The 24,933-nt window shown below is 68.6% G+C and carries 25 protein-coding genes; 9 read left to right on the top strand and 16 right to left on the bottom strand.

Translation table 11 applies throughout. The features are described from left to right. The first annotated feature begins 206 nt into the window (after nt 1–206). From BM345_RS22510 to BM345_RS22550, 9 genes are all read left to right on the top strand, one after another. A complete protein-coding gene (locus tag BM345_RS22510; RefSeq protein ID WP_093383946.1) occupies nt 207–941 on the top strand; it encodes a FadR/GntR family transcriptional regulator in 735 nt (244 codons plus the stop codon). A 118-nt stretch (nt 942–1,059) separates the two neighbouring features. Then, nucleotides 1,060–1,860, top strand: coding sequence for a substrate-binding periplasmic protein (locus BM345_RS22515; RefSeq protein ID WP_254789930.1), 801 nt, complete (start codon nt 1,060–1,062; stop codon nt 1,858–1,860). A gap of 179 nt (nt 1,861–2,039) precedes the next feature. Continuing rightward, nucleotides 2,040–2,807: a substrate-binding periplasmic protein gene (locus BM345_RS22520; protein ID WP_093384176.1), complete on the top strand. Its 768-nt coding sequence runs from the start codon at nt 2,040–2,042 to the stop codon at nt 2,805–2,807. 1 nt (nt 2,808) lies between these two features. After that, the gene (locus tag BM345_RS22525) at nt 2,809–3,474 is read left to right on the top strand and encodes an amino acid ABC transporter permease (RefSeq protein ID WP_093383949.1); all 666 of its coding nucleotides are present in this window, start codon (nt 2,809–2,811) and stop codon (nt 3,472–3,474) included. A 16-nt stretch (nt 3,475–3,490) separates the two neighbouring features. Further along, nucleotides 3,491–4,150 (top strand): amino acid ABC transporter permease, encoded by a 660-nt coding sequence (locus tag BM345_RS22530; protein WP_093383952.1) that lies wholly within the window; start codon nt 3,491–3,493, stop codon nt 4,148–4,150. Then, nucleotides 4,147–4,935: an amino acid ABC transporter ATP-binding protein gene (locus BM345_RS22535; RefSeq protein WP_093383955.1), complete on the top strand. Its 789-nt coding sequence runs from the start codon at nt 4,147–4,149 to the stop codon at nt 4,933–4,935. Before BM345_RS22530 ends, BM345_RS22535 begins: the two co-directional genes overlap by 4 nt. Before the next feature lie 38 nt (nt 4,936–4,973). Then, entirely contained in the window at nt 4,974–6,185 is a 1,212-nt protein-coding gene (gene manD, locus BM345_RS22540) for a D-mannonate dehydratase ManD (protein ID WP_093383958.1), read from the top strand. A 42-nt stretch (nt 6,186–6,227) separates the two neighbouring features. Then, on the top strand, nt 6,228–6,557 hold the full coding sequence (locus tag BM345_RS30430) for a hypothetical protein (RefSeq protein ID WP_217654022.1): 330 nt from the start codon (nt 6,228–6,230) through the stop codon (nt 6,555–6,557). A gap of 40 nt (nt 6,558–6,597) precedes the next feature. Continuing rightward, nucleotides 6,598–7,314 (top strand): enoyl-CoA hydratase/isomerase family protein, encoded by a 717-nt coding sequence (locus BM345_RS22550; RefSeq protein WP_093383960.1) that lies wholly within the window; start codon nt 6,598–6,600, stop codon nt 7,312–7,314. Here the strand turns inward: BM345_RS22550 and BM345_RS22555 are convergent. From BM345_RS22555 to BM345_RS22630, 16 genes are all read right to left on the bottom strand, one after another. Continuing rightward, complete coding sequence (locus tag BM345_RS22555) at nt 7,311–7,733, bottom strand: acyl-CoA thioesterase (protein ID WP_093383963.1); 423 nt, start codon at nt 7,731–7,733, stop codon at nt 7,311–7,313. The genes BM345_RS22550 and BM345_RS22555 overlap by 4 nt on opposite strands. After that, entirely contained in the window at nt 7,730–8,509 is a 780-nt protein-coding gene (locus BM345_RS22560; protein ID WP_093383965.1) for an SDR family NAD(P)-dependent oxidoreductase, read from the bottom strand. The genes BM345_RS22555 and BM345_RS22560 overlap by 4 nt, the downstream gene beginning before the upstream one ends. A gap of 13 nt (nt 8,510–8,522) precedes the next feature. Continuing rightward, nucleotides 8,523–10,103 (bottom strand): ATP-dependent acyl-CoA ligase, encoded by a 1,581-nt coding sequence (locus BM345_RS22565; protein WP_093383968.1) that lies wholly within the window; start codon nt 10,101–10,103, stop codon nt 8,523–8,525. Continuing rightward, the gene (locus tag BM345_RS22570; protein ID WP_254789911.1) at nt 10,096–10,848 is read right to left on the bottom strand and encodes an ABC transporter ATP-binding protein; all 753 of its coding nucleotides are present in this window, start codon (nt 10,846–10,848) and stop codon (nt 10,096–10,098) included. The genes BM345_RS22565 and BM345_RS22570 overlap by 8 nt, the downstream gene beginning before the upstream one ends. Next, entirely contained in the window at nt 10,845–12,632 is a 1,788-nt protein-coding gene (locus BM345_RS22575; protein WP_093383970.1) for a branched-chain amino acid ABC transporter ATP-binding protein/permease, read from the bottom strand. The genes BM345_RS22570 and BM345_RS22575 overlap by 4 nt, the downstream gene beginning before the upstream one ends. A 62-nt stretch (nt 12,633–12,694) precedes the next feature. After that, nucleotides 12,695–13,750, bottom strand: coding sequence for a branched-chain amino acid ABC transporter permease (locus BM345_RS22580; RefSeq protein ID WP_093383973.1), 1,056 nt, complete (start codon nt 13,748–13,750; stop codon nt 12,695–12,697). Nucleotides 13,751–13,794: 44 nt separating this feature from the next. Beyond that, the gene (locus tag BM345_RS22585; protein ID WP_093383975.1) at nt 13,795–14,955 is read right to left on the bottom strand and encodes an ABC transporter substrate-binding protein; all 1,161 of its coding nucleotides are present in this window, start codon (nt 14,953–14,955) and stop codon (nt 13,795–13,797) included. A 57-nt stretch (nt 14,956–15,012) separates the two neighbouring features. Continuing rightward, the gene (locus BM345_RS22590) at nt 15,013–15,516 is read right to left on the bottom strand and encodes an aromatic-ring-hydroxylating dioxygenase subunit beta (protein ID WP_093383980.1); all 504 of its coding nucleotides are present in this window, start codon (nt 15,514–15,516) and stop codon (nt 15,013–15,015) included. After that, nucleotides 15,513–16,841, bottom strand: coding sequence for an aromatic ring-hydroxylating dioxygenase subunit alpha (locus BM345_RS22595; protein ID WP_093383982.1), 1,329 nt, complete (start codon nt 16,839–16,841; stop codon nt 15,513–15,515). The genes BM345_RS22590 and BM345_RS22595 overlap by 4 nt, the downstream gene beginning before the upstream one ends. Before the next feature lie 26 nt (nt 16,842–16,867). After that, nucleotides 16,868–18,013 (bottom strand): ABC transporter substrate-binding protein, encoded by a 1,146-nt coding sequence (locus tag BM345_RS22600; RefSeq protein ID WP_093383985.1) that lies wholly within the window; start codon nt 18,011–18,013, stop codon nt 16,868–16,870. A 7-nt stretch (nt 18,014–18,020) separates the two neighbouring features. Continuing rightward, nucleotides 18,021–19,181, bottom strand: coding sequence for an ABC transporter substrate-binding protein (locus BM345_RS22605; RefSeq protein WP_093383987.1), 1,161 nt, complete (start codon nt 19,179–19,181; stop codon nt 18,021–18,023). Between the two features lie 144 nt (nt 19,182–19,325). Next, nucleotides 19,326–20,066, bottom strand: a complete 741-nt coding sequence (locus tag BM345_RS22610; protein ID WP_175545118.1) for an SDR family oxidoreductase — start codon at nt 20,064–20,066, stop codon at nt 19,326–19,328. A gap of 4 nt (nt 20,067–20,070) precedes the next feature. Beyond that, on the bottom strand, nt 20,071–20,862 hold the full coding sequence (locus BM345_RS22615) for a cyclase family protein (protein ID WP_093383990.1): 792 nt from the start codon (nt 20,860–20,862) through the stop codon (nt 20,071–20,073). Nucleotides 20,863–20,884: 22 nt separating this feature from the next. Beyond that, nucleotides 20,885–22,135, bottom strand: a complete 1,251-nt coding sequence (locus BM345_RS22620; RefSeq protein ID WP_093383992.1) for an SDR family NAD(P)-dependent oxidoreductase — start codon at nt 22,133–22,135, stop codon at nt 20,885–20,887. Beyond that, nucleotides 22,132–23,310 carry a thiolase family protein gene (locus BM345_RS22625; RefSeq protein ID WP_093383995.1) on the bottom strand — a complete coding sequence of 393 codons (1,179 nt, stop codon included), beginning with the start codon at nt 23,308–23,310 and terminating at the stop codon, nt 22,132–22,134. The genes BM345_RS22620 and BM345_RS22625 overlap by 4 nt, the downstream gene beginning before the upstream one ends. After that, a complete protein-coding gene (locus BM345_RS22630; protein ID WP_093383997.1) occupies nt 23,307–24,932 on the bottom strand; it encodes an AMP-binding protein in 1,626 nt (541 codons plus the stop codon). The genes BM345_RS22625 and BM345_RS22630 overlap by 4 nt, the downstream gene beginning before the upstream one ends. Between the last annotated feature and the right edge of the window lies 1 nt (nt 24,933).

Here is a 24,933-nt window from a genome sequence, read left to right on the forward strand (position 1 = left end):
GGACCACTTCAGCGCCCGTGTCGAGCGCCCGGGCAGGCAGTAAGCTCAGACGGCAAGAATCGAGAATAGGCAAGGACATGGGGCAAAACCGGCGTTGGAGAGCTGAGACGCAGATTAGATCGCCGGACCGACCAATCCTTGTTCTGGTAAACCACTATGGGCCTTATGGCCCACCAATCAAATAATTGGTCCAACCACTTCCGAACATGAACCTCAAGCTCATTCCCGGCAATGCGCAGGCGGACGGCCCTTCCAAGGTGGGCGAGCGCTCCTACCTGCGCCTGGCAGCGCAGATCATGGAGCTGGTCCGCCAGGGCGAGATCAAGCCGGGCGAACGGCTTCCGGCCGAGCGGGTGCTGGCCGAGCGCTTCGACGTCAGCCGCACGGCGGTGCGCGAGGCCACCATCTCGCTGGAGATCCAGGGCGTGGTCGAGGTGCGCGGCGGTTCCGGCGTATACGTCTCGCAGACGCCCGGCAGGAACCCGGTCGTCACCCCCTTCATGCCCGCCACCGAGCCCGGCCCCTTCGAGCTGCTGCGCGCGCGCTGCCTGATCGAGGCCGAGATCGCTGGCCAGGCCGCCGAGGTGCGCAAGGACTCGGACCTGGACCGCATCTTCTCGGCGCTCACCGAGATGTACGAGCAGATGGACAACAAGGAGGCCAATGCCGAGGCCGATCGACTGTTCCACGTGCGCATCGCCGAATCCACAGGCAACAGCGTGCTGATGCAGATGGTCACGGCGCTGTGGGCCCAGGCCCGCGGCCCCATTTGGACCAAGATCGAGCACCACTTCCACACGCCCGAGCTGCGCCTGGCCTCCCACGCGGACCACCAGCGCATCTTCAACGCGCTGCTCGCGCGCGACGCGGATGCATCCCGTGCCGCCATGCGCGCGCACATCGAGCGCGTGATCACCGAGTTCACCCAGGCCTGGCGCTGAAGAGACAAGAAGCCGCGCGCCCAGGCCGATTCCCAATTCCAACAGGAGACAAGCCGTGCCTTCCATTGCCCAGCCTGACCGCCGCCTGCGCCTGCGCCGCGCCCTCGCCTGCGCCACCCTGGCCTTCGCGGGCGCCGTGCCCCTTCTTGCCACAGCCCAGACGCCTCCTGCGGCCGGCGCCAGCCCGCGCATCGACGCCATCCGCAAGGCCGGCGAGCTGCGCGTGGGCGTGCTGCAGAACGCGCCCTGGCTGCTGGAGAACACCAGCGGAAACGGCGAGCCCTGGAGCGGCCCGGCCTGGCTGCTGGCCAACGAGTACGCGCGCCTGCTGGGCGTGAAGCTGCGCACCGTGGCCGTGTCGCACGAGACCAAGGTGCCGGTGCTCGCGGCCAACCAGGTCGACATGACCATCAGCCCGCTGGGCGAGACGCCGGAACGGCTCAAGGTGGTGGACTTCGTCCTGTACTCCAGCACCAGCATCTGCATGTTCGGCCGCGCGGACAACGCGCGCTTCTCCAAGGCCACCTCGGTCGACGAGCTGAACAACCCCGAGGTGACCATCGCCTACTTCACCGGCGGCGCCGAGGAGAACTGGGTCAAGGAGCGCTTCCCCAAGGCGAAGCTGCGCGCGGTGGCCAGCTCGGGCGCCACGGCACCCGTCGAAGAGGTCATGGCCAGGCGGGCCGACGCGGCGCCCATCAACCGCGTGCCGTGGGTGGGCCTGCAGCGCAAGGTGAAGGGCCTCGCGGTGCTCCCGCAGGCCGACAACTGCCAGCACAGCACCGAGAAGGCCTCGCCCGTGGGCCTGGCGGTCGACAAGAACCAGGGCGCCTACCTCGAGTGGCTGCGCCAGGTCGCCAAGACCCTGAAGCCCAAGCTGGACGCCGACGAGGCGCGCGTGGTCCAGGCCCAGCCCTGATGCGCGGGGGCGCCTGCCCCAAGCCATTCACTTCAAGACAAGCCAACAGCGGCGCGTGCCGGCGCTGAGGGACAGCCTCACCCATTTTTTCCAAAAGGGAGACTCACGTGAAGACAACAAGCAGCATCACCCTGCGCGCCATCGTCTCGGCCGCACTCGCCTTCGCCGCTACGGCGGCCATGGCGCAGACCCCGCCGGCGCCCGGCGCCAGCCCGCGCATCGACGCCATCCGCAAGGCCGGCGTGCTGCGGGTGGGCGTGGTCAACAACCCGCCCTGGCTCACGCAGAACACCACCGGCAGCGGCGAGCCGTGGTCGGGCCCGTCGTGGACGCTGGGCAAGGAATTCGCCAAGCTCCTGGACGTGAAGCTCGAGCCGGTGATGGTCAGCCACGAGACCAAGGTGCCGGCCCTGGTGGCCAACCAGATGGACGTCATGATCGGCCCGCTGAACGAGACGGCCGAGCGCGCCAGGATCATCGACTTCGTCACCTTCTCCAACACCGGCGTGTGCATGTTCGGCCGCGCGAACAACCCGAAGTTCACCGGCGCGAAGTCGCTGGAAGACTTCAACAAGGCGGACGTGACCCTGGCCTATTTCTCCGGCGCCGGCGAGGAGCCGCTGATGAAGCAGACCTTCGGCAAGGCCACGCTGCGCGGCGTGACCAACTCCGGCTCGGTGGCGCCCATCGAGGAAGTGCTGGCCGGCCGCTCCGATGCCGCGCCGCTCAACCGAATGCTCTGGCCCAACATCAGCAAGAAGGTGAAGGGCCTGGCGGTGTTCCCGTCGGAGAACGACTGCCAGGACAGCAAGATCTTCCAGCTGGACACCGGCATGGGCGTGGCCAAGGACCAGAAGGTCTACCTCGACTGGCTGCGCGCGGTGGCGCAGCGCATGCAGCCCGCGCTCTCGCAGGAAGAGCGCGAGGCGACGAAGAACCTCAAGTAGCATGGACCTCGACTTCTCCCCCATCGCGGACAACTGGCGCTTCTTCGCCAGCGGGCTGGGCGTGACCATCGCGCTGAGCATCATCAGCGCGCTCACCAGTCTGCTGGCGGGCCTGTTCATCGCACTGGGCCGGCTGTACGGGCCGAACTGGCTGCGGCGGGTGCTGGTGTTCTACATCGACACCATGCGCGCCATCCCGGTGCTGGTGGTGCTGGTGTGGATGTACTTCGCCTTCCCGATCCTGATCGGCATCACGCTGCCGCCCTTCTGGGCGGCGCTGGTGGCGCTGACGCTGCACATCGCCGCCTATGCGGCCGAGGTGATGCGCGCGGGCATCGAGTCGGTCCGCCCGGGCCAGACGCGCGCCGCGCTGGCGCTGGGCATGTCGCGCGCGCAGCTGCTGCGCAAGGTGGTGCTGCCGCAGGCGACCATCCGCATGCTGCCGGCCTTCGGCTCCATCCTCACGCTGGCGATCAAGGACACGGCCATCGCCACCGTGATCGCCGTGCCCGAGCTGATGCACAGCGCCGAGACCGTGGCCGGCCAGAGCTACCGGCCGGTGGAGGTGTTCACCGCGGTGATGGTCGCCTACTTCTGCATCCTGTTCCCGGTCACCCGCGGCGTGGACCGGCTGTACCAGCGCGTGGCCCACCTGGGCCGCTCCTGAGGCGAGGACGAACACCATGCAATTCGACTGGTCCGTCGTCTGGACACACCGCGAGGCCCTGCTGCACGGCGCCGCGCTCACCGTGGGGCTTACCGTGGCAACCATGCTGCTGGCGGTGCCGGGCGGCATCGTGCTGGCGCTGATGCGCCTTTCGGCCAACCCGCTGCTGCGCAACCTGTCGCTCGCCTTCGTGGAGTTCTTCCGCAACCTGCCGCTGATCCTGGTCATCTACTGGGTGTTCTACGTGTTGCCCATGGCGGCCGACGTGCAGTTCTCGCCACTCACCACCGCACTGGTGGCACTGGTGTGCAACGTGTCGGCCTACAACGCCGAGACCTTCCGGGCCGGCATCAACTCCATCCGCAAGGGCCAGATGGAAGCAGCCCTGGCCATGGGCATGTCGCGCCGACAGGCCATGTTCAAAGTGGTGATCCCGCAGGCGGTGCGCCGCATCCTGCCGGTGATCGCCAGCACCTGGATCTCGCTGTTCAAGGACACCTCGCTGGTCTCGGTGATCGCCGTGGGCGAGCTGGCCTACAGCGCCATGCAGGTGCGCGCCCAGACCTTCCGCGTATTGGAAATGCTCACCGCCATGGCCGTCATCTACTGGCTCATGGGCTATCCGCAAGCCAAGCTGGTGGACTGGATCCACCGCCGTTATGGAGTGAAGGAATGAACGCCAACGCTGCTGCCGCCTCCGCGGCCCGCAAGAATGCCGACCAGCCGCCGGTGCTGGTCTACGAGAAGGTGCGCAAGCTGTACGGCGACTTCGTTGCGCTGCAGGGCGTGTCGCTGCAGGTGCACAAGGGCGAGGTCATGTGCCTGATCGGGCCCTCGGGCTCGGGCAAGTCCACGCTCCTGCGTTGCACCAACGCGCTGGAGACCATCGACGGCGGCCAGGTGCTGGTCGACGGCGTGCCGCTGCCCAAGCGCGAATCCGAGGTGCGCCAGGTGCGCCGGCGCATGGGCATGGTGTTCCAGAGCTTCGAGCTCTTCCCTCACAAGTCGGCGCTGGACAACGTGGCCATGGGCCCCATCACCGTGCTGGGCATGCGCGAGGACGAGGCGCGCAATCGGGCGCAGGCACTGCTGGAGAAGGTAGGCCTGGGCAGCAAGGCCGGCAACTTCCCGGCCAACCTCTCGGGCGGGCAGCAGCAGCGCGTGGCCATCGCCCGCGCGCTGGCCATGGAGCCGGAGGTGATGCTCTTCGACGAGCCCACTTCCGCACTGGACCCCGAGACCGTCGGCGAAGTGCTCAGCGTGATGCAGAAGCTCGCGCAGGAGGGCATGACCATGATCGTCGTCACCCACGAGATGGGCTTTGCGCGCCGCGTGGCCGACTGGGTGGTCGTGTTCGAGTCGGGCGCCATCATCGAGCAGGGCCCACCGTCGCAGATCTTCGACAACCCCACGGTCGAGCGCACGCGCGACTTCCTGGGCCACCTCGGCTGGAACGGCTGAACGAACGAATCCTCCTCCCCCCAACACTTCGAATTGCCATGAAGATCACCAACGCCCGCGTCATCGTCTGCAGCCCCGGCCGCAACTTCGTGACGCTCAAGATCGAGACCGACGAAGGCCTGACCGGCATCGGCGATGCCACGCTCAACGGCCGCGAGCTGTCGGTCGCCTCCTATCTCAGCGACCACGTCATTCCCTGCCTGATCGGGCGCGACGCCCACCAGATCGAGGACATCTGGCAGTTTCTCTACAAGGGCGCCTACTGGCGGCGCGGCCCGGTCGCCATGAGCGCCATCGCCGCGGTCGACACCGCCCTGTGGGACATCAAGGCCAAGGCCGCCGGCCTGCCGTTGTACCAGTTGCTGGGGGGCAAGAGCCGCACCGGCGTGATGGTCTACGGCCATGCCAACGGCAGCGACATCGAGCACACCGTGGACGAGGTGCTGCGTTACGCCGACGCCGGCTACAAGGCCATCCGCGCGCAAAGCGGCGTGCCGGGGCTGGAGAAGGTCTACGGCGTGGGCAAGGGCACGCTGTTCTACGAGCCGGCCGATGCCGACCTGCCCTCCGAGCACGACTGGTCCACCGAGAAGTACCTGCGCCACACGCCGCAACTCTTCGAGCGCATCCGCGAGAAGCTGGGCTTCGACCACCACCTGCTGCACGACGTGCATCACCGCCTCACGCCCATCGAGGCCGGGCGCCTGGGCAAGGACCTGGAGCCCTACCGCCTGTTCTGGATGGAAGACGCGACGCCGGCCGAGAACCAGGACGCCTTCCGCCTGATCCGCCAGCACACCACCACGCCGCTGGCGGTGGGCGAGATCTTCAACAGCATCTGGGACTGCAAGGGCCTGATCGAGAACCAGCTGATCGACTACATCCGCACCACCGTGGTCCACGCGGGCGGCATCACCCAGCTGCGCCGCATCGCGGACCTGGCCTCGCTCTACCAGGTGCGCACCGGCTGCCACGGCGCGACCGACCTGTCGCCGGTGTGCATGGGCGCCGCATTGCACTTCGACTTGTGGGTGCCGAATTTCGGTATCCAGGAGTACATGCGCCACACGCCGGAAACCGACGCGGTGTTCCCGCATGCCTATACCTTCCAGGACGGCATGCTGTACCCGGGCGACGTGGCCGGCCACGGCGTGGAAATCGACGAGGCGCTGGCGGCCAAGTACCCCTACAAACGCGCCTACCTGCCGGTGAACCGGCTGCAGCACGACGGAACGCTCTGGAACTGGTGAGCTGTGTGTAGAGTCGGGCTCCCGCCTTCTCCAGGAGTCGCGATGAAATTGATGAGCTCGAAGTCCGCACGCGTCCGGAAGTTGCCCGCTGTCGCGACGGGCGCCCAGGCCATCGGGGCCGCCGCCACGGGTTCGCTCGCGATGGGTGCGGTAGCCGCCGGTGCCCTGGCCATCGGTGCGCTGGCCATCGGCCGGCTGTTCATCGGGCGGGTGCGGATCCGGCGCCTCGAGATCGACGAACTGGTGGTTCGCCGCGTTCGCGTGGTGGAGCAACTCTCGCTTCCGCCGGCGGAGCCCGCCAGCGTGATCGACGAGGCGTTGCCGGCGTCGGACTCGACCTTCATCGAAGCCGCGGCGGCGCCGAAGCCATAGACCTGCTCGGCCCGGGGCTTCGCCCTGCACAATGCAGCGCATGACCCAGTCGACGCTCCTGACCGAGGTGGGCGATGGCGTGATGACGCTGACGCTCGACCGCCCCGACAAGCTCAACGCCATCGACAACGAGCTTGCGCAAGCCTTGCTCGATGCACTGGATGCCGCCGCCAAGGACCCCGAGGTGCGGGCACTGCGCGTGCGCGGCAACGGCAGGGCCTTCTGCGCCGGCCGCGACGTGAGCGCGCCACCGACGGAACGCGACCTGGTGCTCGTCCAGGCCGTCTCCGCCGCCCTCGTGCGGCTCGACAAGCCAGTGCTGTTCGCAGTCCACGGTTGGACCATCGGCGGCGGGTTCGAATGGATGCTCAACGCCGACATCGCCGTCGCGGCGAGCAGCAGCCGCTTCAAGCTGCCGGAAGCGTCGCTCGGCGTGTTCGTCACGGGCGGGCTGAGCGCCACCCTCCCCGCCTACGCCGGCCTGTCACGCGCCAAGGCGCTGACGCTGCTGGGCGAGGAGTTCAGCGCGGAGCAGGCTTGCGCCTGGGGCCTGGTGTGGAAGGTGGTCGCGCCGGAAGAACTGGAAACGGCCTCGGACCTGATGGCGAAGAAGCTCGCGTCCTTGCAGCCGACAGTCGCGAGCAAGTTCAAGCGCGTCTTGAACCAGGTCGGCCTGTCGAACTTCGATGAAGCGATACGCCTCGAGAACGAGGCGCAACGGTCCGTCGGCGCAGGGCGCCAAGGCGCTGCGAGCTAGCTGAACTTTTGCGCGATCGCCTCGCGCATGTCGGCCGGCACCTCGATCGCCTGATGCGTCTGCAGCGAGGTGCACACCAGCACCTGCCGCATCTGCATGCGCAGCTCGCCATCGTCACGGCTGGTGCAGCGCGAGTCCAGCGTGATGGAGCGGCTGCCCAGGCGCTCCACGCTCAGCGCGAGTTCGACGCGGTCGCCCATCCGGCTCACGGCGCGGAAATCCGCCTCCAGTCGCACCGTCGGCAGGCCGGTCCGGCGCTCGATCACGAGGCGGCGAAAGCCGATGCCCAGGCCTTCGTCGACCCAGTCTTCCACCAGGCCGTTGAACATCACGAAGTACTGCGGATAGAAAACGATGCCCGCCGGGTCGCAGTCGGAAAAGCGGATCAGCCGCTCGCGCGCGAAGACCGGCTGCGTCACATCACTTCTCCGCCCGAGACCGAGATGGACTGCCCGTTGATGGAGCCCGCCGCGACACCGCACAGCCAGAGAACCGCATCGGCCACTTCCTCGGGCTGCACGATGCGCTGCTGCGGGTTGCCGGCGGCGAACTCGGCCATCGCTTCTTCCGGGCTGCGGCCGGTCTTGGCCACCACGTTGGCGATGCTTTCGCGCAGGATGTCGGTCTCGGTGTAGCCGGGGCACACGGCATTGACCGTGACGCCCTTCTTCGCCACCTCCAGCGCCAGAGAGCGCGTGAGGCCCACCACGCCGTGCTTGGCCGCCACGTAGGCGCTGACGTAGGGGTAGCCCTTCTGCCCCGCGGTGCTGGCGATGTTGATGATGCGGCCCCATTTCGCGTTCAGCATGTCGGGCAGCGCAGCCTGCGCGCACAGGAAGCTACCGGTGAGGTTCACGGCGATCATCTGCTGCCACAACTGCAGCGAGGTCTTGTGGAAGGGCGCGCTCTCGGCCTGGCCGGCGTTGTTGACCAGGATGGCCACGGGGCCCAGCGCGGCGCGTGCCTGCGCGAAGGCGGCGCTCACCGAATCCGCATCGGCCACGTCGGCCATCACCACGGCGTGCTCGCCGGGCAGGGTGTCGGCCAGTTGCTGCAGCGGCTCGCGCCGACGGCCCATCAGGCTCAGGCGCGCGCCTTCGGCCGCCAGGCTGCGCGCGATGGCCGCGCCGATACCGCGCGCCGCGCCGGTCACGACCACGTGCCGACCCTGCAGGCCCTTGCTTGTCTCTGTCATGGCTTGTCTCTCCCTAGGCCGCGCGGGCTGCGGGCCTTCTGGCCGCGCCGCCGGGCGTGCGGTCCCAGGTGCTGGGCGTCACGCCGCGTTCGCGCAGCTTGAATTTCTGGATCTTTCCGTTCTCGGTGCGGGGCAGTTCGTCCACCACATCCACGTAACGCGGAATGGCGAAGTAAGGCAGGCGCGCCTCGCAGTAGCGGGCCAGCTCCTGCGGATCGATGCGCTCGCCAGGGCGCGCGATCAGCGAGGCCATCACCTCGTCTTCCGCCAGCTCGGACTGCACGGGAAATACCGCCACCGTGGCCACTGAAGGATGGCTCAGCAGCACCTGCTCCACTTCGTACGAAGAGATGTTCTCGCCGCGCCGGCGGATCGCGTCCTTGGTGCGGTCGATGAAGCGGAATGCGCCATCGGGCTCTCGCACCACGCGGTCGCCGGTGTGGAACCAGCCGTTGCGCCATGCCTCTTCGGTCTTGTCCGGCATGTTGAAGTAGCCGCTGGCGAAGACGAAGGGCTCGCTGGCGCGCAGCAGCAGCTCGCCCGCCTCGCCGTCCGGCAGCGCGCCGTCGTCTGCATCGCCCACGCGGGCCTCGAAGCCGGGCTGCAGCCAGCCCATCACGCCGCCGCGCGGCGCATCGGGGCGGCTGGCGATGACGAAGTTGGTTTCGGTGGAGCCGTAGCCTTCCAGCAACTGCACGCCGCAGCGCTGGCGGAAGGCCTGGCCGGCCGCGAGCGGCACGCCCGGGCCGAGGCCGATGCGCACGCGGTGGCCGCGCTCGCCCTCGCCTTCCGGCTGCGCCAGCAGGATCGGCACCATCGCGCCCAGCAGGTAGACCACGGTGGCCCCGCAGGCCTGCATGGCCGGCCAGAAGCCCGAGGCCGAGAAGCGCGGCAGGAACACCACCTCGGCGCCGGTCAGCGCTGCCTGCGCATAGGTGTTGAGCGCGTTGATGTGGAACAGCGGCAAGGTGGTGGCCAGCACGTCGCCGCCCTCCACGCCCAGGATGCGCGCGGTGTTCTCGCCCCACCAGTAGAACTGCGCATGCGGGCAGGTCACCCCCTTGGACGGTCCGGTGGTGCCCGAGGTATAGAGAATGGCCAGCAGGTCGCCAGGGCCCACGTCCGCCGCCTCGGCTTCGGGCACATCGGCCGCGTCCGGATAGCTGCCCTTCTCGCCCACCACCCAGGTGGTCTGCAGCGCGCACTGCGACAGGTCGGCAGCGTCCAGGCGCTCGACGAAGGCATCCTCGATCAGCAGCAGGCGTGCGCCACTGTTGGCCAGGAAATATTGGATCTGCGGCCCCATGGCGGCCGTGTTGATCGGCACCGCCGCCGCGCCCATCCAGCCGCAGGCCAGGAAGGTCTCCAGGCATTCGACACGGTTGCCGCACATGAGCGCCACACGGTCGCCGCGCTGCACGCCGGCGCGCTGCAGCAGCGCGGCGCGGCGCGCCACCTTCGACACGGCCTGCGCATGGGTCCAGCGCAGCTCGCCGATGGCCATGGCGGGCCGGTCGCCGAAGCGCGCGGCCTGCCGGCGCAGCATCCCGGGAATCGTGCGCCGCGCCGCCGGCAGGACGTCGTAGTCAGTCATCGTCGTGCGTGGCCCCGCCCAGGTAGGTGGCCTGCACGCGCGGGTCGCTTGCCAGTGATTGCGACTGCCCGTGCAGCGCGATCTCGCCGGTCTCCAGCACATAGCCTTCGTCCGAGCTCTCCAGTGCGGCACGCGCGTTCTGCTCCACCAGCAGGATGGAGACGCCGTCGTCGCGCAGCTTGCGCACGATCGTGAGGATGTCCCGCACGATCAGCGGCGCCAGGCCCAGGCTGGGTTCGTCCAGCATCAGCAGGCGCGGCTGCGACATCAGCGCGCGGCCTACCGCCAGCATCTGGCGCTCGCCGCCCGAGAGCGTGTTGGCCCGTTGCGAGCGGCGCTCGGCCAGGCGCGGGAAGCGCTCGTACACCCACTGCAGGCGCTTGCGCAGCGCGTCGCTGGACAAGCGCTTGGAATAGGCACCCAGCTGCAGGTTGTCGAGCACGGTGAGTTCGCCGAAGAGCTCGCGCTTCTCCGGCACCAGGCACAGGCCGCGCTCCACGCGCGCTTCCACGTCCAGGGTGTGCAGGTCCTCGCCTTCGAAGCGCAGCACGCCTTTGGAGGGCAACAGGCCCATGGCCGCGGCCAGCAGCGTGGTCTTGCCCGCGCCGTTGGGGCCGATCACCGAGATGATCTGGCCGGCATTGAGCGACAGCGACACGCCGCGCACCGCGTCCACTTGGCCGTAGGAAACATGCAGGTCGCCGATTTCCAGCATCGGCGTGCTCTTCTTGTCGTTGGCGCTCATGCCACGCTCCCCAGGTAGGCGGCCTGCACACGCTCGTCGGCGCGCACCGCGGCCGGCACGCCCTCCACGAGCTTGGAGCCGAAGTTCATCACCACCAGGCGGTCCACCAGCCTCATCACGAAGTCCATGTCGTGTTCGACGATGAGGATGGTCACGCCCTCCTCGCGCAGCTTGCGCAGCAGGTCGCCCAGCGCCATCTTCTCCTTGCGGCGCAGGCCGGCGGCGGGTTCGTCCAGCACCAGCAGCACCGGGTCGGCGGCCAGCGCGCGAGCAATCTCCAGGATGCGCTGCGTGCCCAGCGGCAGGCTGCCCGCCAGCTCGTCGGCGCGGTCGCCCAGGCCGATGCGGTCCAGCTGGCGCCTGGCCTCGTGCAGGATCTGGCGCTCTTCCTCGCGGTCCAGGCGCAGGCCGGCCTTGAGCATGCCCGAGCGGGTGCGCGAATGCGCGCCCAGCGCCACGTTGTCCAGCAGGCTCATGTGCGGGCGCAGCTTCACGTGCTGGAAGGTGCGCGCCAGGCCCAGCCGGGCCACGTCGCGCTGCGGCATGCCGGCGATGTCGCGCTCCAGGAAGCGCACCTTGCCCGAGCTCATGGGCAGCGTGCAGGTCAGCAGGTTGAACATGGTCGACTTGCCCGCGCCGTTAGGGCCGATGAGGCCCACGATCTCGCCCGCGTTCACGTCGAAGCTCACGTCGTTCACCGCCACCAGGCCGCCGAAGCGCTTGACGACGCCCTGCACCGACAGGATCTGCGTGCCGCGCCTGGGCAGCTCGCGGTGCGCCAGCGGCGCGGCAGGCTCGCCCAGCTTGTCGGCCGACTGCGGTGCCTGCAGCCGCCCCTTGGTGATGCGGCGCAGGAAGCCCATCAGGCCGCCGCGCGCGAAGTGCAGCAGCAGGATGAACAGCGCAGCGAAGGTGATCGCCTCGAGCTGGCCGGCACGCTGCGTGAGCAGCGGCAGCACGTCCTGCAGCGCGTTCTTGGCCACCAGCACCAGGGCCGCACCCACCACCGCGCCCGCCAGCTGGCCGAGTCCGCCGGCCACCGCCATCAGCAGGTACTCGATGCTGGCGCGCACGTCGAAGGGCGCCGGGCTCACGAAGCGGTTCATGTGCGCGTAGAGCCAGCCGGCCAGGCCCGCCAGGATGGCGGCCAGCACGAACAGCGACAGGCGCACCTTGTAGGCATCCGCGCCCACGCTGGCCAGCAGGATCGAGCCGCCGCGCAGGCTGCGGATGGCACGGCCCGGCCGCGAGGCCATCAGGTTGTAGCTGAACAGGAAGGCCAGCCCCACGATGAGCCAGATCAGGTAGTACATGGACCGCGCGTCCGCCAGCGAGAAGCTGCCGATGGACAGTGGCGGAATGTTCGAGAGGCCCGTGTGCCGGCCCAGCGCATCCACGTTGCCGAACAGCATCGCGATGGACAGCCCCCAGGCGATGGTCGACAGCGGCAGGAAGTGCCCGCCCAGCCGCAGCGTCAGCATGCCGATGGCCAGCGCCGACAGGCCGGTGAGCGCCAGCGCGAAGGCCAGGCCGATCCAGGGCGACATGCCGTGCGCGGTCGTCAGCCAGGCCGTGGAATAGGCCGCGATGCCCACGAAGGCCGCCTGCCCGAAGGAGGTGGCTCCGCCCACGCCAGTGAGCAGCACCAGCCCCAGCGCCACCAGGGTGCCGATGCCGATGTCGTTGAGCAGCGAGACGCTGAAGTTGCCCAGCACCAGCGGGGCCAGCGCAATCGCGGCGACGACCAGCGCGATCAGCATTCGGAAGCGGGAGATTCGATTCATCTTGTTTTCTCCCCCGGCTTTTGTGTCGGGCACCATGCCCTGTACAGGCGGTTGTACGGCGCTCATTGGTCCACCTCTTCTTCGTCTTCATCCGCATGCACGGTGAGGAAGCTGCGCAGCATCAGCACCGGGATCAGCAGGCTGAACACGATCACGTCCTTGAGCGCGCCGCTCCAGAACGACGCGAAGCTTTCCACCAGGCCCACGGCGATGGCGCCGACGGCCGTCATCGGGTAGCTCACCAGGCCGCCGATGATGGCGGCCACAAAGGCCTTCAGTCCGATGATGAAGCCCGAGTCGTAGTACATGGTGGTGACCGGTGCGATCAGCACGCCGATCAGGCCCGCCAGCAGCGAAGCGCTGCCATAGGCCAGCATGGCGGTGCGCGCCGGGCGGATGCCCACCAGCCGCGCGCCCACGCGGTTCACCGCCGTGGCGCGCAGCGCCTTGCCGGCCACCGTGCGCTCGAACACCAGGAAGAACAGGCCGCTGAGCACGATGGCCGAGGCCACCATCAGCATCACCTGCCCGCTCACCGTGAAGCCGTCGCCCAGGGCGAGCGTGCCGCTGGCCAGCGGCGCGGTGCGCGAGCCTTCGGGGCCGAAGAACAGCAGGCCCAGGCCCGACAGCAGGAAGTGCAGCGCCAGCGAGACGATCAGCAGCACCAGCACCGAGGCATCGGCGATGGGCTGGTAGACCACGCGCGCCAGCAGCGGCGCGATGGGCACCACCAGCAGCACGGTGGCCACGATCTGCAGCGAGGCCGGCACGCCGGCGCGCGCCGCCAGCCAGGCCAGCAGGCACGGTACGGCGGGAAGCACGCCCCACAGCAGGAGCGCCTTCGGAATCTGCCGTTGCTCGCCGCGGCGGATCAGCGACCCCACCTCGGTGAGCAAGGCCAGCACCGCCAGCGTCAGCACCAGGCCGATGGTGGGCGGCATGCGGTTCGTTTCGAACGCCGCCAGCGTCAGCGCGGCAAAAGCCGCCACGTCGCCGAAGGGCACGAAGACCACGCGCGTCACCGAGAAGATGAGCACCAGTCCCAGGCCGGCGAGCAAGTAAACGGCACCGTTCGCCAGGCCATCGATGCCCAGGATGAGTGCCACGTCCCATGTCATTGCAAATCCTCTCGTGAGTCAGGTCGTTGCGTCTGTGATCACGCTCAGGGAGCGAGCTTCCACTGGCCGTTGTCCAGTTTGACGATCACCCGGGCGCGGTCGTCCACGCCGTACAGGTTCCCCGGCTTGAAGCTGTAGACGCCATGCACGCCCACCACCTCCTTGGTGGAGAAGATGGCGTCGCGCAGCGAAGCGCGGAATTCCGGCGTGCCGGGCTCGCCCTTGGCGCGCGCGGCGGCGTCGGCGAAGACCATCCAGCCGTCGAAGGAGTAGGCCGAGAAGGCGTCCGAGGTGGGCGCGTTGTTGACCTTCTGGAAGGCGTTGCGGAAGTCCAGGCCGATCTTCCTGGTCGGGTAGTCGGCCGGCAGTTGCTCGGCCACGATGATCGGGCCGGTGGGCATCAGCGCGCCCTGACCCGAGGGGCCGGCCACGCGCACGAAGTCGGGGTTGATCAGGCCGTGCTGGCCGTAGATGCCGCCCTTGTAGCCGCGCTCCTGCAGCGCCAGGAAGGGCAGCGCGCCGGGCGTGCCCGCGCCGCCGGTCATCACCGCGTCGGGCTTGAGGGCCACGATCTTCAGCACCTGGCCGGTGACCGAGGCATCGGCGCGCGCATAGCGCTCGTTGCTCACCACCTTGATGCCGGCCTTGGCGGTGGCCTTGTTGAGCGCGTCGTAGACCAGGTCGCCCCAGGCGTCGGTGAAGCCGATGTAGCCCACCGTCTTCACGTTGTTGCGGACCATGCGGTCCACCACCGCGTCCACCATGAGCTGCGTGGGCTGCGCCACCGTCACCACCCATGGGTTGTCGGCCGGGTCGAGCGCGATCGGCGTCAGGCCGATCATGGGCGTCTTGGTTTCCTTGGCCACCTGTGCCATGGCGATGGCGGCGGGCACGCCGGAGGTGCCCATGATGATGTCGACCTTCTCTTCCTCGATCAGCTTGCGCGCGTTGCGCCCGGCGGTGGTGGGGTCGCTGCCGTCGTCCAGCACCACGAGCTGCACCTTGCGGCCGTTGATCTCGCCCTTGTAGGCCTGCGCTGCCGCCATGCCCTTGGAGTAAGGCACGCCCAGCGAGGAGTTGGGCCCGGAGAGCGAGACGCTCAGCCCCACCTTCAGGTCCGCAGCGAGCGCGGCGGATGCGGCGGCGGCCATCACGGCCAGGGCGACCGCGCAGCGGGTCAGGGACTTCGTCATCAAGCTCTTCATCACGGGGCTCCTCGATGGGTTGGTTTCGATGGCTGAAAAGAAGGAAAGAAAGGCAGATCAGATGAACAGTTGCACCGCAGGCAATGCACGTTCCGCGCCCAGCAGGTCCACGCGCTTTTGCTGCATGCGCAGGCCCTCGGGGGTGCGCACCAGCAGGTGGCGGTAGCTGCCGGCCAGCATCAGCTGCTCTTCGCCGCGTGCCTCGATGTAGAGGAATGGCGTGCGCAGCACGGCAGTGCCGGCCTGCTCGTCCACGTCCTCGACGCGCGAGATCTGCAGCACGTGCTGGCAGCGGCTGGGCGGATGCTGCGAATGGGCGCGCGAGTCGCGCAGGCGCTGGATGCGCAGCTGCAGCAGCAGCCGGTCCTCGTAGGCGATGGAGTTGTGCGAATGCACGTCTTCCTGGAAGCGGCCCAGCAACGGCACCCAGTAGCGGCCGTCCTCGGTGAAGAGGTCCAGCCATTGCTCGTACTGGCCTTCGTCGAGCAGCGCCGCCTCCTGCGCGACGAAGTCGCACAGGGCCGTCTCGCGCAGCAGCGGATCGCTCGGCACGCCGGTCATGCGGTGGCTCCCATGCGCAAGGTCATGAAATCGGCCCAGGCCCGGAACTGATTGCGCATCAGCAGTTCACTGGTGCCATTGACGTCCTGCGGTGCCAGCTCCCCCGCGCCATCGGGGCCGGGGCGGTGGTCGCGGTGCAGGCTGATCCATTCGTTGCCCTCGGCCTTCAGGCCCTTCTGCATGCTCTCGAAGAGGTGCACGTCGTCGTGCGCCACCACCGACATGGGCGAGAAGACCAGGCGGTTGTAGCTCAAGGCCCGCTCGAAAAGTAATTCGGGTGCACCCTCGGCCCGGAAGGCCCAGGCCTCCACCAGGGTGCGGTTGGCGGCCAGCGGCCGGATCACGCGGATGGCCTGCGGCGAGCCCTTGACCGAAAGGCTGGGGAAGAGCACTGAGTTCTGCGGCGAGCGCGTGAGGATCTGCGTGGCCTTTTCCTCGCCATGGGCGGCGCGCATGGCGTCCTCGTAGTCGCCCAGGCGCGCGTAGCTGGAGTGGATGGAAAAGCGCGTGCCCAGCACGCTGTGGCCGTGCGGCAGCACACGGCCGCCCATGTTGTCGAAGAACTCGTAGCCGGCGCCGAAGGGCAGGATCTGCTCCATGGCCATCGGCTTGGGCGCATCCGGTGCCTTGTCGGCCCACAGCGCATTGGCGGCGCGGGTGGCCGACTCGTGCGTGGACAGCGGATGCACCGTGTCGTTGATGTTCTCCAGGTACATCTTCCAGTTGCAATGGATGATGTTGCGCATGGCGCCGCCGGCAAGGGTCAGCTTTCCTACCGGCGAGCGGTCGACCAGGTTGTCGATGGACTGCAGCGCCTCGCCGAAGTAGTCCTCGAAGGACCGGCCCTGCGAGGACAGGCGCACGAAGACGAAGTCGCGGTAGACGGCCACGCCGGGCACCGCGCTCAGGCCCTGCCCCGACTCGCACTCCTTCAGGCGCGTGCCCTCGTAGCCGGCCTTGATCGGAACGGCCAGTGGCGAGCCGTCCAGCTTGTACGACCAGGCGTGGTAGGGGCAGCGGAAGAACTTGCCGGTGTTGCCGCAGCTGTCGCTCACCAGCTGCGAGCCCTTGTGGGCGCAGCGGTTGAACATCACGCGGATGCCGCCGTCGGCCTGCCGCACCATCATGAGCGGCCGGCCGGCGATGTCCTGCGTCAGGTAGTCGCCCGCGTTGGGCACCTGGCTGGCATGGCCCAGGTAGGTCCAGGTGTTGGCGAAGAAGTGTTCCTGCTCCAGCTCGAACAGCTCCTGGCTCAGGTACAGGTCGCGGTGCACGCGGTCCTCCTGCACCAGGGCGCGGATGCGTTCGGGCTGTTCACGGTACATGGTCGTTCGCCTCGTTCAGGACGCGCTTACTGGGCCAGCTTCCACTGGCCCTTTTCGATGCGCACGATCACGACCGCGCGCTGGTCCGAGCCATAGCGGTCGTCCGCCTTGAAGTTGTAGACGCCGTGCGTGCCCACCAGCTCCTTGGTGGAGACGATGGCATCGCGCAGCGCCGTCTTGTAGGCCGGTGTGCCCGGCTCGCCCTTGGCGCGCGCGGCGGCATCGGCCAGCAACAGGTAGGCGTCGTAGGTGTAGGAAGAAAAGGCGTCGGTGGGCGCCGCGCCGTTGGTCTTCTGGTAGCTGCTGCGGAAGGCCATGGAGACCTTCTTGATCGGGTTGCTGTCGGGCAGCTGGTCGGCCACCAGCACCGGGCCGCTGGGCACCTGCAGGCCTTCGATGGAAGCACCGCCCACGCGCACGAAGTCGGCGTTGATGAGGCCGTGCGTGCCGTAGATCTGGCCCTTGTAGCCGCGCTCCTGCAATGCAAGGTAGGGCAGAGCGCCAGGCGTGCCGGAGTTGCCGGCGAACACCGCGTCGGGCCGCTGCGCCACGATCTTCAGAACCTGGCCCGCCACCGACGAATCGGAGCGTGCATAGCGCTCGTTGGCGACGATCTTGATGCCGGCCGGCTCGGCGCTCTTGGCCAGCGAGTCGTAGGCCAGGTCGCCCAGCGCGTCGGAGAAGCCGATGAAGGCCACCGTCTTCACGCCGGCCTTCTTCATGCGCTCGACCACGGCCGCCACCATCAGCGGGAAGGGCTGCGAGACGGTCACCGTCCACGCGCCCTCGGGGCCGGGAATGACCACCGGCGTGGGCGAGATCAGCGGCGTGCCGGTTTCCTTGGCCACCGCGGCGATGGCCATGGCGCCGGGCACGCCCGAGGTGCCGATGAGCACGTCCACCTTGTCGTCCACCACCAGCTTGCGGGCGTTGCGGCCGGCGGTGGTCGGGTCGGAGGCGTCGTCCAGCACGATCAGCTCGACCTTGCGGCCGGCGATGGTGGGCTTCTCTGCGATGGCCGCGCGGATACCCTTCTCGTACGGGATGCCCAGCGCGGCCACGGGGCCGGATAGCGAGCTGATGAAGCCGATCTTGATGGTGTCGGCGGCGAAGGCCTGCGCGGCGGCCAGGGCGGTCGCGGCGAGCGCGAGGAGCTTGTACTTGGTCTTCATGTGCTTCTTATTGGTTCACGAGCTTCCACTGGCCCTTTTCGAGCTTCACGATGACGCGCGAGCGCTCGTCCGAGCCGTAGCGGTCGGTGGGCTTGAAGTTGTAGACGCTGTGCGTGCCCACCAGCTCCTTGGTGGAGACGATGGCATCGCGCAGGGCCACGCGGTAGGCGGGCGTGCCAGGCTCGCCCTTGGTGCGGCTGGCGGCATCGAGCATCACCAGCCAGGCGTCGAAGGAATAGGCCGAGAAGGCATCGGTGGGCGCGGCGCCGTTGGCCTTCTGGTAGGCGGCGCGGAAGTCCATCGCCACCTTGCGCATGGGGTTCGACTCGGGCAGCTGCTCGGCCACGATCACCGGGCCGGTGGGCGCCAGCAGGCCTTCCACCGAGGCGCCGCCCACGCGAACGAAGTCGGGGTTGATGAGCGCATGCGTGCCGTAGATCTGGCCCTTGTAGCCGCGCTCCTGCAGCGCCAGGTAGGGCAGCGCGCCGGGGGTGCCCGAGGTGCCGGTGATCACCGCGTCGGGCTTCTGCGCCACGATCTTGAGCACCTGGCCCGCCACCGAGCTGTCGGCGCGCGCATAGCGTTCGTTGCCGATCACCTTGATGCCGGCCGGACCCGCGCTCTTCTGCAGCGCGTCATAGACCAGGTCGCCCCAGGCGTCGGAGAAGCCGATGTAGCCGACCGACTTGACGCCCGAGGCCTTCATCTTCTCGACCACCGCGCTCACCATCAAGGGCGCGGGCTGCGGCAGCGTGACCATCCACGCGCCCTCCTCGCCCGGCAGGTTGGCGTTGGCGATGGAGATCAGCGGCGTCTTGGTCTCTCGCGCCACGGCGGCGATGGCCAGCGCGCCCGGCGAACCGGCGGTGCCGATGATGACGTCGACCTTGTCCTCCTCGATCAGCTTGCGTGCGTTGCGCGCCGCCGTGCTGGGGTCGGAGGCGTCGTCCAGCGCCACCATCACGATCTTGTTGCCCGCCACCTCCGACTTGTAGGCCTGCGCGGCCTTGATGCCCTTGTCGTAGGGAATGCCCAGCGAAGACACCGGGCCCGACAGCGAGGTGATGAAACCCACCTTGAGGTCGGCCGCGAAGGCCTGGGCCACGGCGAGTGCACCGAGGCCGAAGGCAAGGCCGGTGCGGAGGCAAAGACGCGCGGAAACTTTCATGACGTTCCTCTTGGGTTCGTTGGTCGATGGTGGAAAAAGAATCGAGGCCTCAACAGATGATTTATCAAATGTTCAGGACTAAAGGATATTCGTGTTCTTCGGGTTTGCTGAGAAGGGGAACTACCTACGCCGTCTGGCGGTTGTTCAAAGCGTGAGCGCGCCGACGCTGGTGCCGCCGCACACGTACAGCACCTGGCCCGTCACGTAGCTGTTGGCCGGGTCGGTGAAGAAGGACACGGCCCGCGCCACGTCCGCCGACTCGCCGATGCGCCGCACAGGGATGGACGCCTGCAGCGCCCGCTCGCGCTCGCTGTCGGCCGGGATCACGTCGTAGAACATGTCGGTGCGGATCGGGCCCGGCGCCACCACGTTGACGGTGATGCCCTCGGGCGCCAGCTCCAGCGCCCAGGTGCGGGCCATGCCCAGCATGCCGGCCTTGGTGGCCGAGTAGCTGGTGCGCGTGACGGCGCCCACCGCGGCGCGCGAGGACATCAGCACGATGCGCCCGAAGCGCTGCGCCTTCATGGTCGGCAGCACCGCCTGGGTGAGCGCGATGGCCGAGCCCAGGTGCAGTTCCACCAGGGCGTCCAGGTCGTCCAGCTTCACCTCGGGCAGCAGCGCGCCGCGGATCACGCCGGCGTTGTGCACCAGGGTGTTGACCTCGAACTTTTTCGCCGCCTCGGCCGCCGCCTGCAGGGTGGCCTGGCGGTCCATCAAGTCCACCTCCATGCTGTGCAGTTTCGGGTGGTCGATGTCGGCATGGCGGCGCGACAGCGAGATGACCTCGCAGCCGTCCCTGAGCAGGTGCTCGCAGATGACCTTGCCGATACCGGCGCTGCCGCCGGTCACGATGGCCACGCGCGAGATGCTGGCTTCGCTGCTCATCGCTTCAGCCCTCCACCAGCGCCATGACGCGCAGGGGGCTGCCGCTGCCCTTCTGGATCTTCAGCGGCGGGCAGATCAGCACCGCGCCGGTGGGCGGCAGCTGGTCGAGGTTGCTCAGGCATTGCAGGCCGTAGCGCCCCGCCCCGTGCATGTAGTAGTGACAGGGGTACGGTGGGCGAAGGTGGTAGCCCTGGCCGGCATCGGTGCCGATGGCCTCGGAGCCGAAGCCCAGCACGTCGCGCTGCTCCACCAGGAAGCGCACCGCCTCGCTGCTCGGGCCGGGCGTGTGCTGGCCGGTCTCGTCGAAGTTCTGGTAGGCCTCCGGGTCGTGGCGCTTGGACCAGTCGGTGCGCATCAGCACCCAGGCGCCGGCCGGGATGCGGCCGTGGGCGGCCTCGAAGCGCTCGATGTCTTCCACGCTGAGCAGGTAGTCGTGGTTCTTCTTCACCTGCTCGGAGCAGTCGATGACGCAGGCCGCCGCCACGAAGTGCTGCACGGGGATGGTGTCCACCGAGTTGTTCGGCAGGTCGCGGCCGGAGATCCAGTGGATGGGCGCGTCGAAGTGCGTGCCGGTGTGCTCGCCGCAGGAGAAGTTGTTCCAGTACCAGCCGGGGCCGCGCTCGTCGTACTTGGAGACTTCCTCGATGCGGAAGGGCCAGCACTGCCCCATCTCGGGCGGCAGCGCGATCTGCGGGAACTCGGGCGTGAGCGTCTGCGTGAGGTCGACCACGCGGACGCGTCCGCTGGCCAGCGCTCCCACCAGGCCGCCAAGCAAAGTCAGGGTCTCGGTCGTCATCGTTCTGTTCCTTGAGTCTTCTTCAGCCGCCGGCGGCCAGTTCGCGTTCGAGCACCTTGGGGTTGTCGCGCCAGCGCTCCAGCCATTCCTGCGCCACGTCGCCCGGGTACACGTCCTCCACGCCATCGCGCAGCGCCTTCACGATGGCGCTGGCCAGGCCCGCGGGCGCCAGCTTGGGGGGCGGCATGTGCTGGTTCCACTCGTCGTCGATGGGGCCGGGGAACACGTTGATCACGCGGATGCCGGCCGGCCGCATCTCGGCACGCAGGCATTGCGCCAGCGAATAAGCCGCGGCCTTGGACGCGCTGAAGGTTCCGTGCGGCGGGAAGTTGGACAGCGCGTACACCGACAGCAGGTTGACCCAGGCCGTGGCCGAGGTCACGCCGTCGGCCGAGCGGCCCTTGAGCGCCGGGCCGAACTCCTGCGCCAGGCGCAGCAGCCCGAAGTAGTTGATGTCCATCTCCGCCTTGGCCACGTCGGTGCCGCGGCGCGAGCCGATGCCGAAGGTGCGGTGCACCTCGGCGTTGTTGATCACGATGTCCACCTTGCCGCCGATCTCCCCGGCCAGCTCGGTCACCGAGCGGCCGTTGGTCAGGTCCAGCGGCACCAGCGTCACCTGCGGCAAGGCCGTGATGTCTTCCAGGCCGCCGGTCTTCTTCCAGGGCTCGGCATGGCCGACCCAGACGATGTCGGCGCCGGCCTGCACCAGTGCGCGCACCAGGGCCTGGCCCACGGGGGTCTTGCCATCGGTGACCAGCACCTTGCGGAACTTGGGGTCGCTGGTCATTTCGCGCAGCATCTTGTCGTCGGCCATGTGGGGGCTCCCTTCGTTCGGAAATCCAATGAGTACGGCTTGCCCGGTGCGGTCCAGCCGGGCGCCCACGCGCACGCGCGCCGGGGCTTCGCCCACCTCGCCGTGCAGGTGCACCACGAGGGTCGGGCCGGCATCGAGCTTCACCAGGCCCAGGCGCCAGGGCAGGCGCTCGCGGAAAAAGAGGTCGTTGCTGTGGTGCAGCGTGGTGAGGGCGCACAGTTCGCCCTCGCCCGACTGCGCGCGCCAGCGAAGACGCGCCGAGAGGCACTTGTGGCAGGCCTCGCGCGGCGGGTACTGCACCGTGCCGCAGTCCTCGCACTGCTGCAATTCGAAGCGGCCCTCGGCCGCAGCGGCGGTGATGCCCAGCGCAACGCGGCCGCGCTGCGCGGGCGGCAGGTTCATCTGCTGCGTGCGCAGGACCGGGTTCTTGCGCTTGGGGCGCATCAGGGGCATGGTCATTGGCCGCTCCTCCCGAGAATCACCGCGCCGGTACAGAGGCAGCGGTCGTAGGTCACCATGCCGAAGCCGCAGACCATGCCCAGTTGTGCGTCCTTCACGGCGCGTTGTTCGGCCTGGTCCGTCAGTTGGCGGATGGTCTCGGTCATGCCCAGGAACCCACCGGCCGCACCGGCCTGCCCCACCGAGAGCTGGCCGCCGCTGGTGTTGTTGGGAAAGCTGCCGGCGTAGGTCAGGCCGTGCTCGCGCACGAAGGCCGGGCCCTCGCCCTTCTCGCAGAAGCCCAGGTCCTCGAACTGCATCATCACGATCACCGGGTAGTCGTCGTAGGTCTGGATGAGGTCGACGTCCTTGGGCTGGATGCCGGCCTGCGCATACAGGTCGCCTCGGTCCATGCGCCAGCCGCCCTGCACCATCACCGGGTCCTCGGCGAAGGCGTTGTGGCGCTCGATGGCGCCGCGGATCACCACGTGGGGCAGGCCCAGGTCGCGCGCCTTTTCCTCGCTCATCACCAGGAAGGCCTCGGCGCCCGCACAGGGCATGACGCAGTCGAACAGATGGATTGGGTCGGAGATGGGCCGCGCCGCCATGTATTCGTCCAGGGTCAGCCCCTTCTTGAACAGCGCGTTCGGGTTGGCCAGCGCGTTGGTGCGCTGGTCCACCGCAATGCGGCCGAAGTCCTCGCGCTTCGCGCCGTAGGTGCGCATGTAGTTGGCGGTGATGAAGGCGAAGATGGAGTTCGGCCCGCCCGAGCCGTAAGGGTAGGTCGCGTCGCGCGAGAAGTTGCTGAATGCGCCCAGGGTCTGGCGGAAGGAGTCCACGTGGTTGGTGTCGGCCGCCACGCAGGCCACCACGTCCGCATCGCCGGCCTGCACGGCGCGGGCCGCGCGGCGCAGGCACATCACGCCTGAAGCACCGCCGGTGGGCACGTGGTCCAGCCAGCGGGGCGACAGGCCCAGGTGCTGGGTCACACCCACAGCCGTGTCGGGCGCCAGCGAGAAGCTCGACAGGCACAGGCCGTCGATCTCATTCTTGGGAATGCCGCTTTCCCTCACCAGCGCTGCCAGTGCCTGGCCGATGAACCAGTGGGCAGTGTGGGTGGAGTAGCGAACATAGGGCACCGTCACCGGCACGGCGACGGCCACCCCTTCGTAGGACATGCGTCGGCTCTTGCTCATGCCTGCCTCTTCTTCATGCCGCGCGTGTCCAGGCATTGCGGCTGGCCCGGCAGCGCGCGGGCCAGGTCGCGCAGCTGGCCGCGCTGGATCTTCTGCGAAGGCGTGAGCGGCAAGGCATCGACGAAGGCGACGTAGCCCGGCGCCTTGTAGTAGGCCAGTTGCGCCAGCGCATAGTCGACGATGCTGGCGGCGAGCTGCCCGGGGTTGTTGTTGCTCATGTCCTCGCGCAGCACGATGCAGGCCAGCACCTCGTCGCCGCGCACCTCGTCGGGCGTCGCCGCCACGGCCGAGGCCTTCACTGCGGGGTGCTGGTTGAGCACGCTCTCCACCTCCACGGCCGAGATGTTCTCGCCGCTGCGGCGGATCACGTTCTTCTTGCGGTCGACGAAGAAGAGGTTGCCGTCCGCATCGCGGCGCACCAGGTCGCCGGTGTGGAACCAGCCGTCAGCCCAGGCTTCGCGCGTGGCTTCCTCGTCCTTGAGGTAACCGGAGAAGAAGTGCCGGCGCGGATCGTCGCCACGGGCGCGCACCAGCAGCTCGCCGGGCGTGTCAGCACCGACCTCGCGGCCCTCCTCGTCCACCAGCTTCATGTCCAGGAAGTCGGGCTGGCGGCCGAAGCAGCTGCTGCCCACGCGGCGCGGCTCGCGGTTGGCCATGATGCAGGCGCCCGCGCCGGTTTCTGTCATGGCCCAGGCCTCGACCAGGGGGAAGGCGAAACGCTCCTCGAAGAGCGCGTGGTTCTTCTTGTCCACGCCGGCGCCGAAGCCCCAGCGGATCGCATGATCGCTGTCGGCCGGCGAAGGCGCGGCGGACAGCAGCATGGCCGGCATCACTCCCAGGTAGTGGACGATGGTGGACCGGCTCTCGCGCGCGCTGGCCAGCCAGCTCTTCGGGTGGAAGCGGTCCAGCTGTACCAGGCAGCCGCCGGCCGTCAGCACCACCATGGTCGAGAACGCCATCGCGTTCATGTGGTTGAGGGGCAGCGGCGTGATGACGCGCTCGGTGTCGGGGCGGATGCTGCACACGCCGTCCAGCGCGGCATACCACTGGCCGGCGGCCAGGAAGTAGTCGTTGCTCAGGATGCAGCCCTTGGGCCGTCCGGTGGTGCCCGAGGTGTAGAGCAGCGCGCATTCGGTCTGCGGGCCGATCGCATCGCCAGCACGGGGCGCGGCCTTGGGGGCCTGCGGCACCGCATCGTCCGCGCCCATGGTGGCGAAGGGCACGCCGGCCTGCTCGGCCGCCGCGCGCAAGTCGGCGGCGCGCTCGGGCAGCGTCACGGCCAGGCCGATCTCGCTGTGGCCGATCAGGTAGATCAGTTCGGCCGAACGCATCTCGGCATTGATGGGCACCACGCTCACGCCCAGCGCGTTGAGCGCCAGCCAGTGCAGCAGGAAGGCCGGGCGGTTCTCCAGCAGCAGGCCCACGCGGTGGCCGTGGCCCCAGCCGGCCTTCTCGTAGGCCTGGCGCAAACGCGCGACCTCGCCAGCAGCCTCGCCCCAGTGCAACGCACCGGCGGCAATGCCGTAGGCCCTGGCGGTCACCGACTCGGTGAACAGGAACTCGGCCTGCGGCGTGCGGGCCGCCGTCGCGGCAAAGACATCGTGAACGGTGTTCATGGGCATC

Source organism: Variovorax sp. OV329 (genome assembly GCF_900114785.1).
Lineage (GTDB): Bacteria > Pseudomonadota > Gammaproteobacteria > Burkholderiales > Burkholderiaceae_C > Variovorax.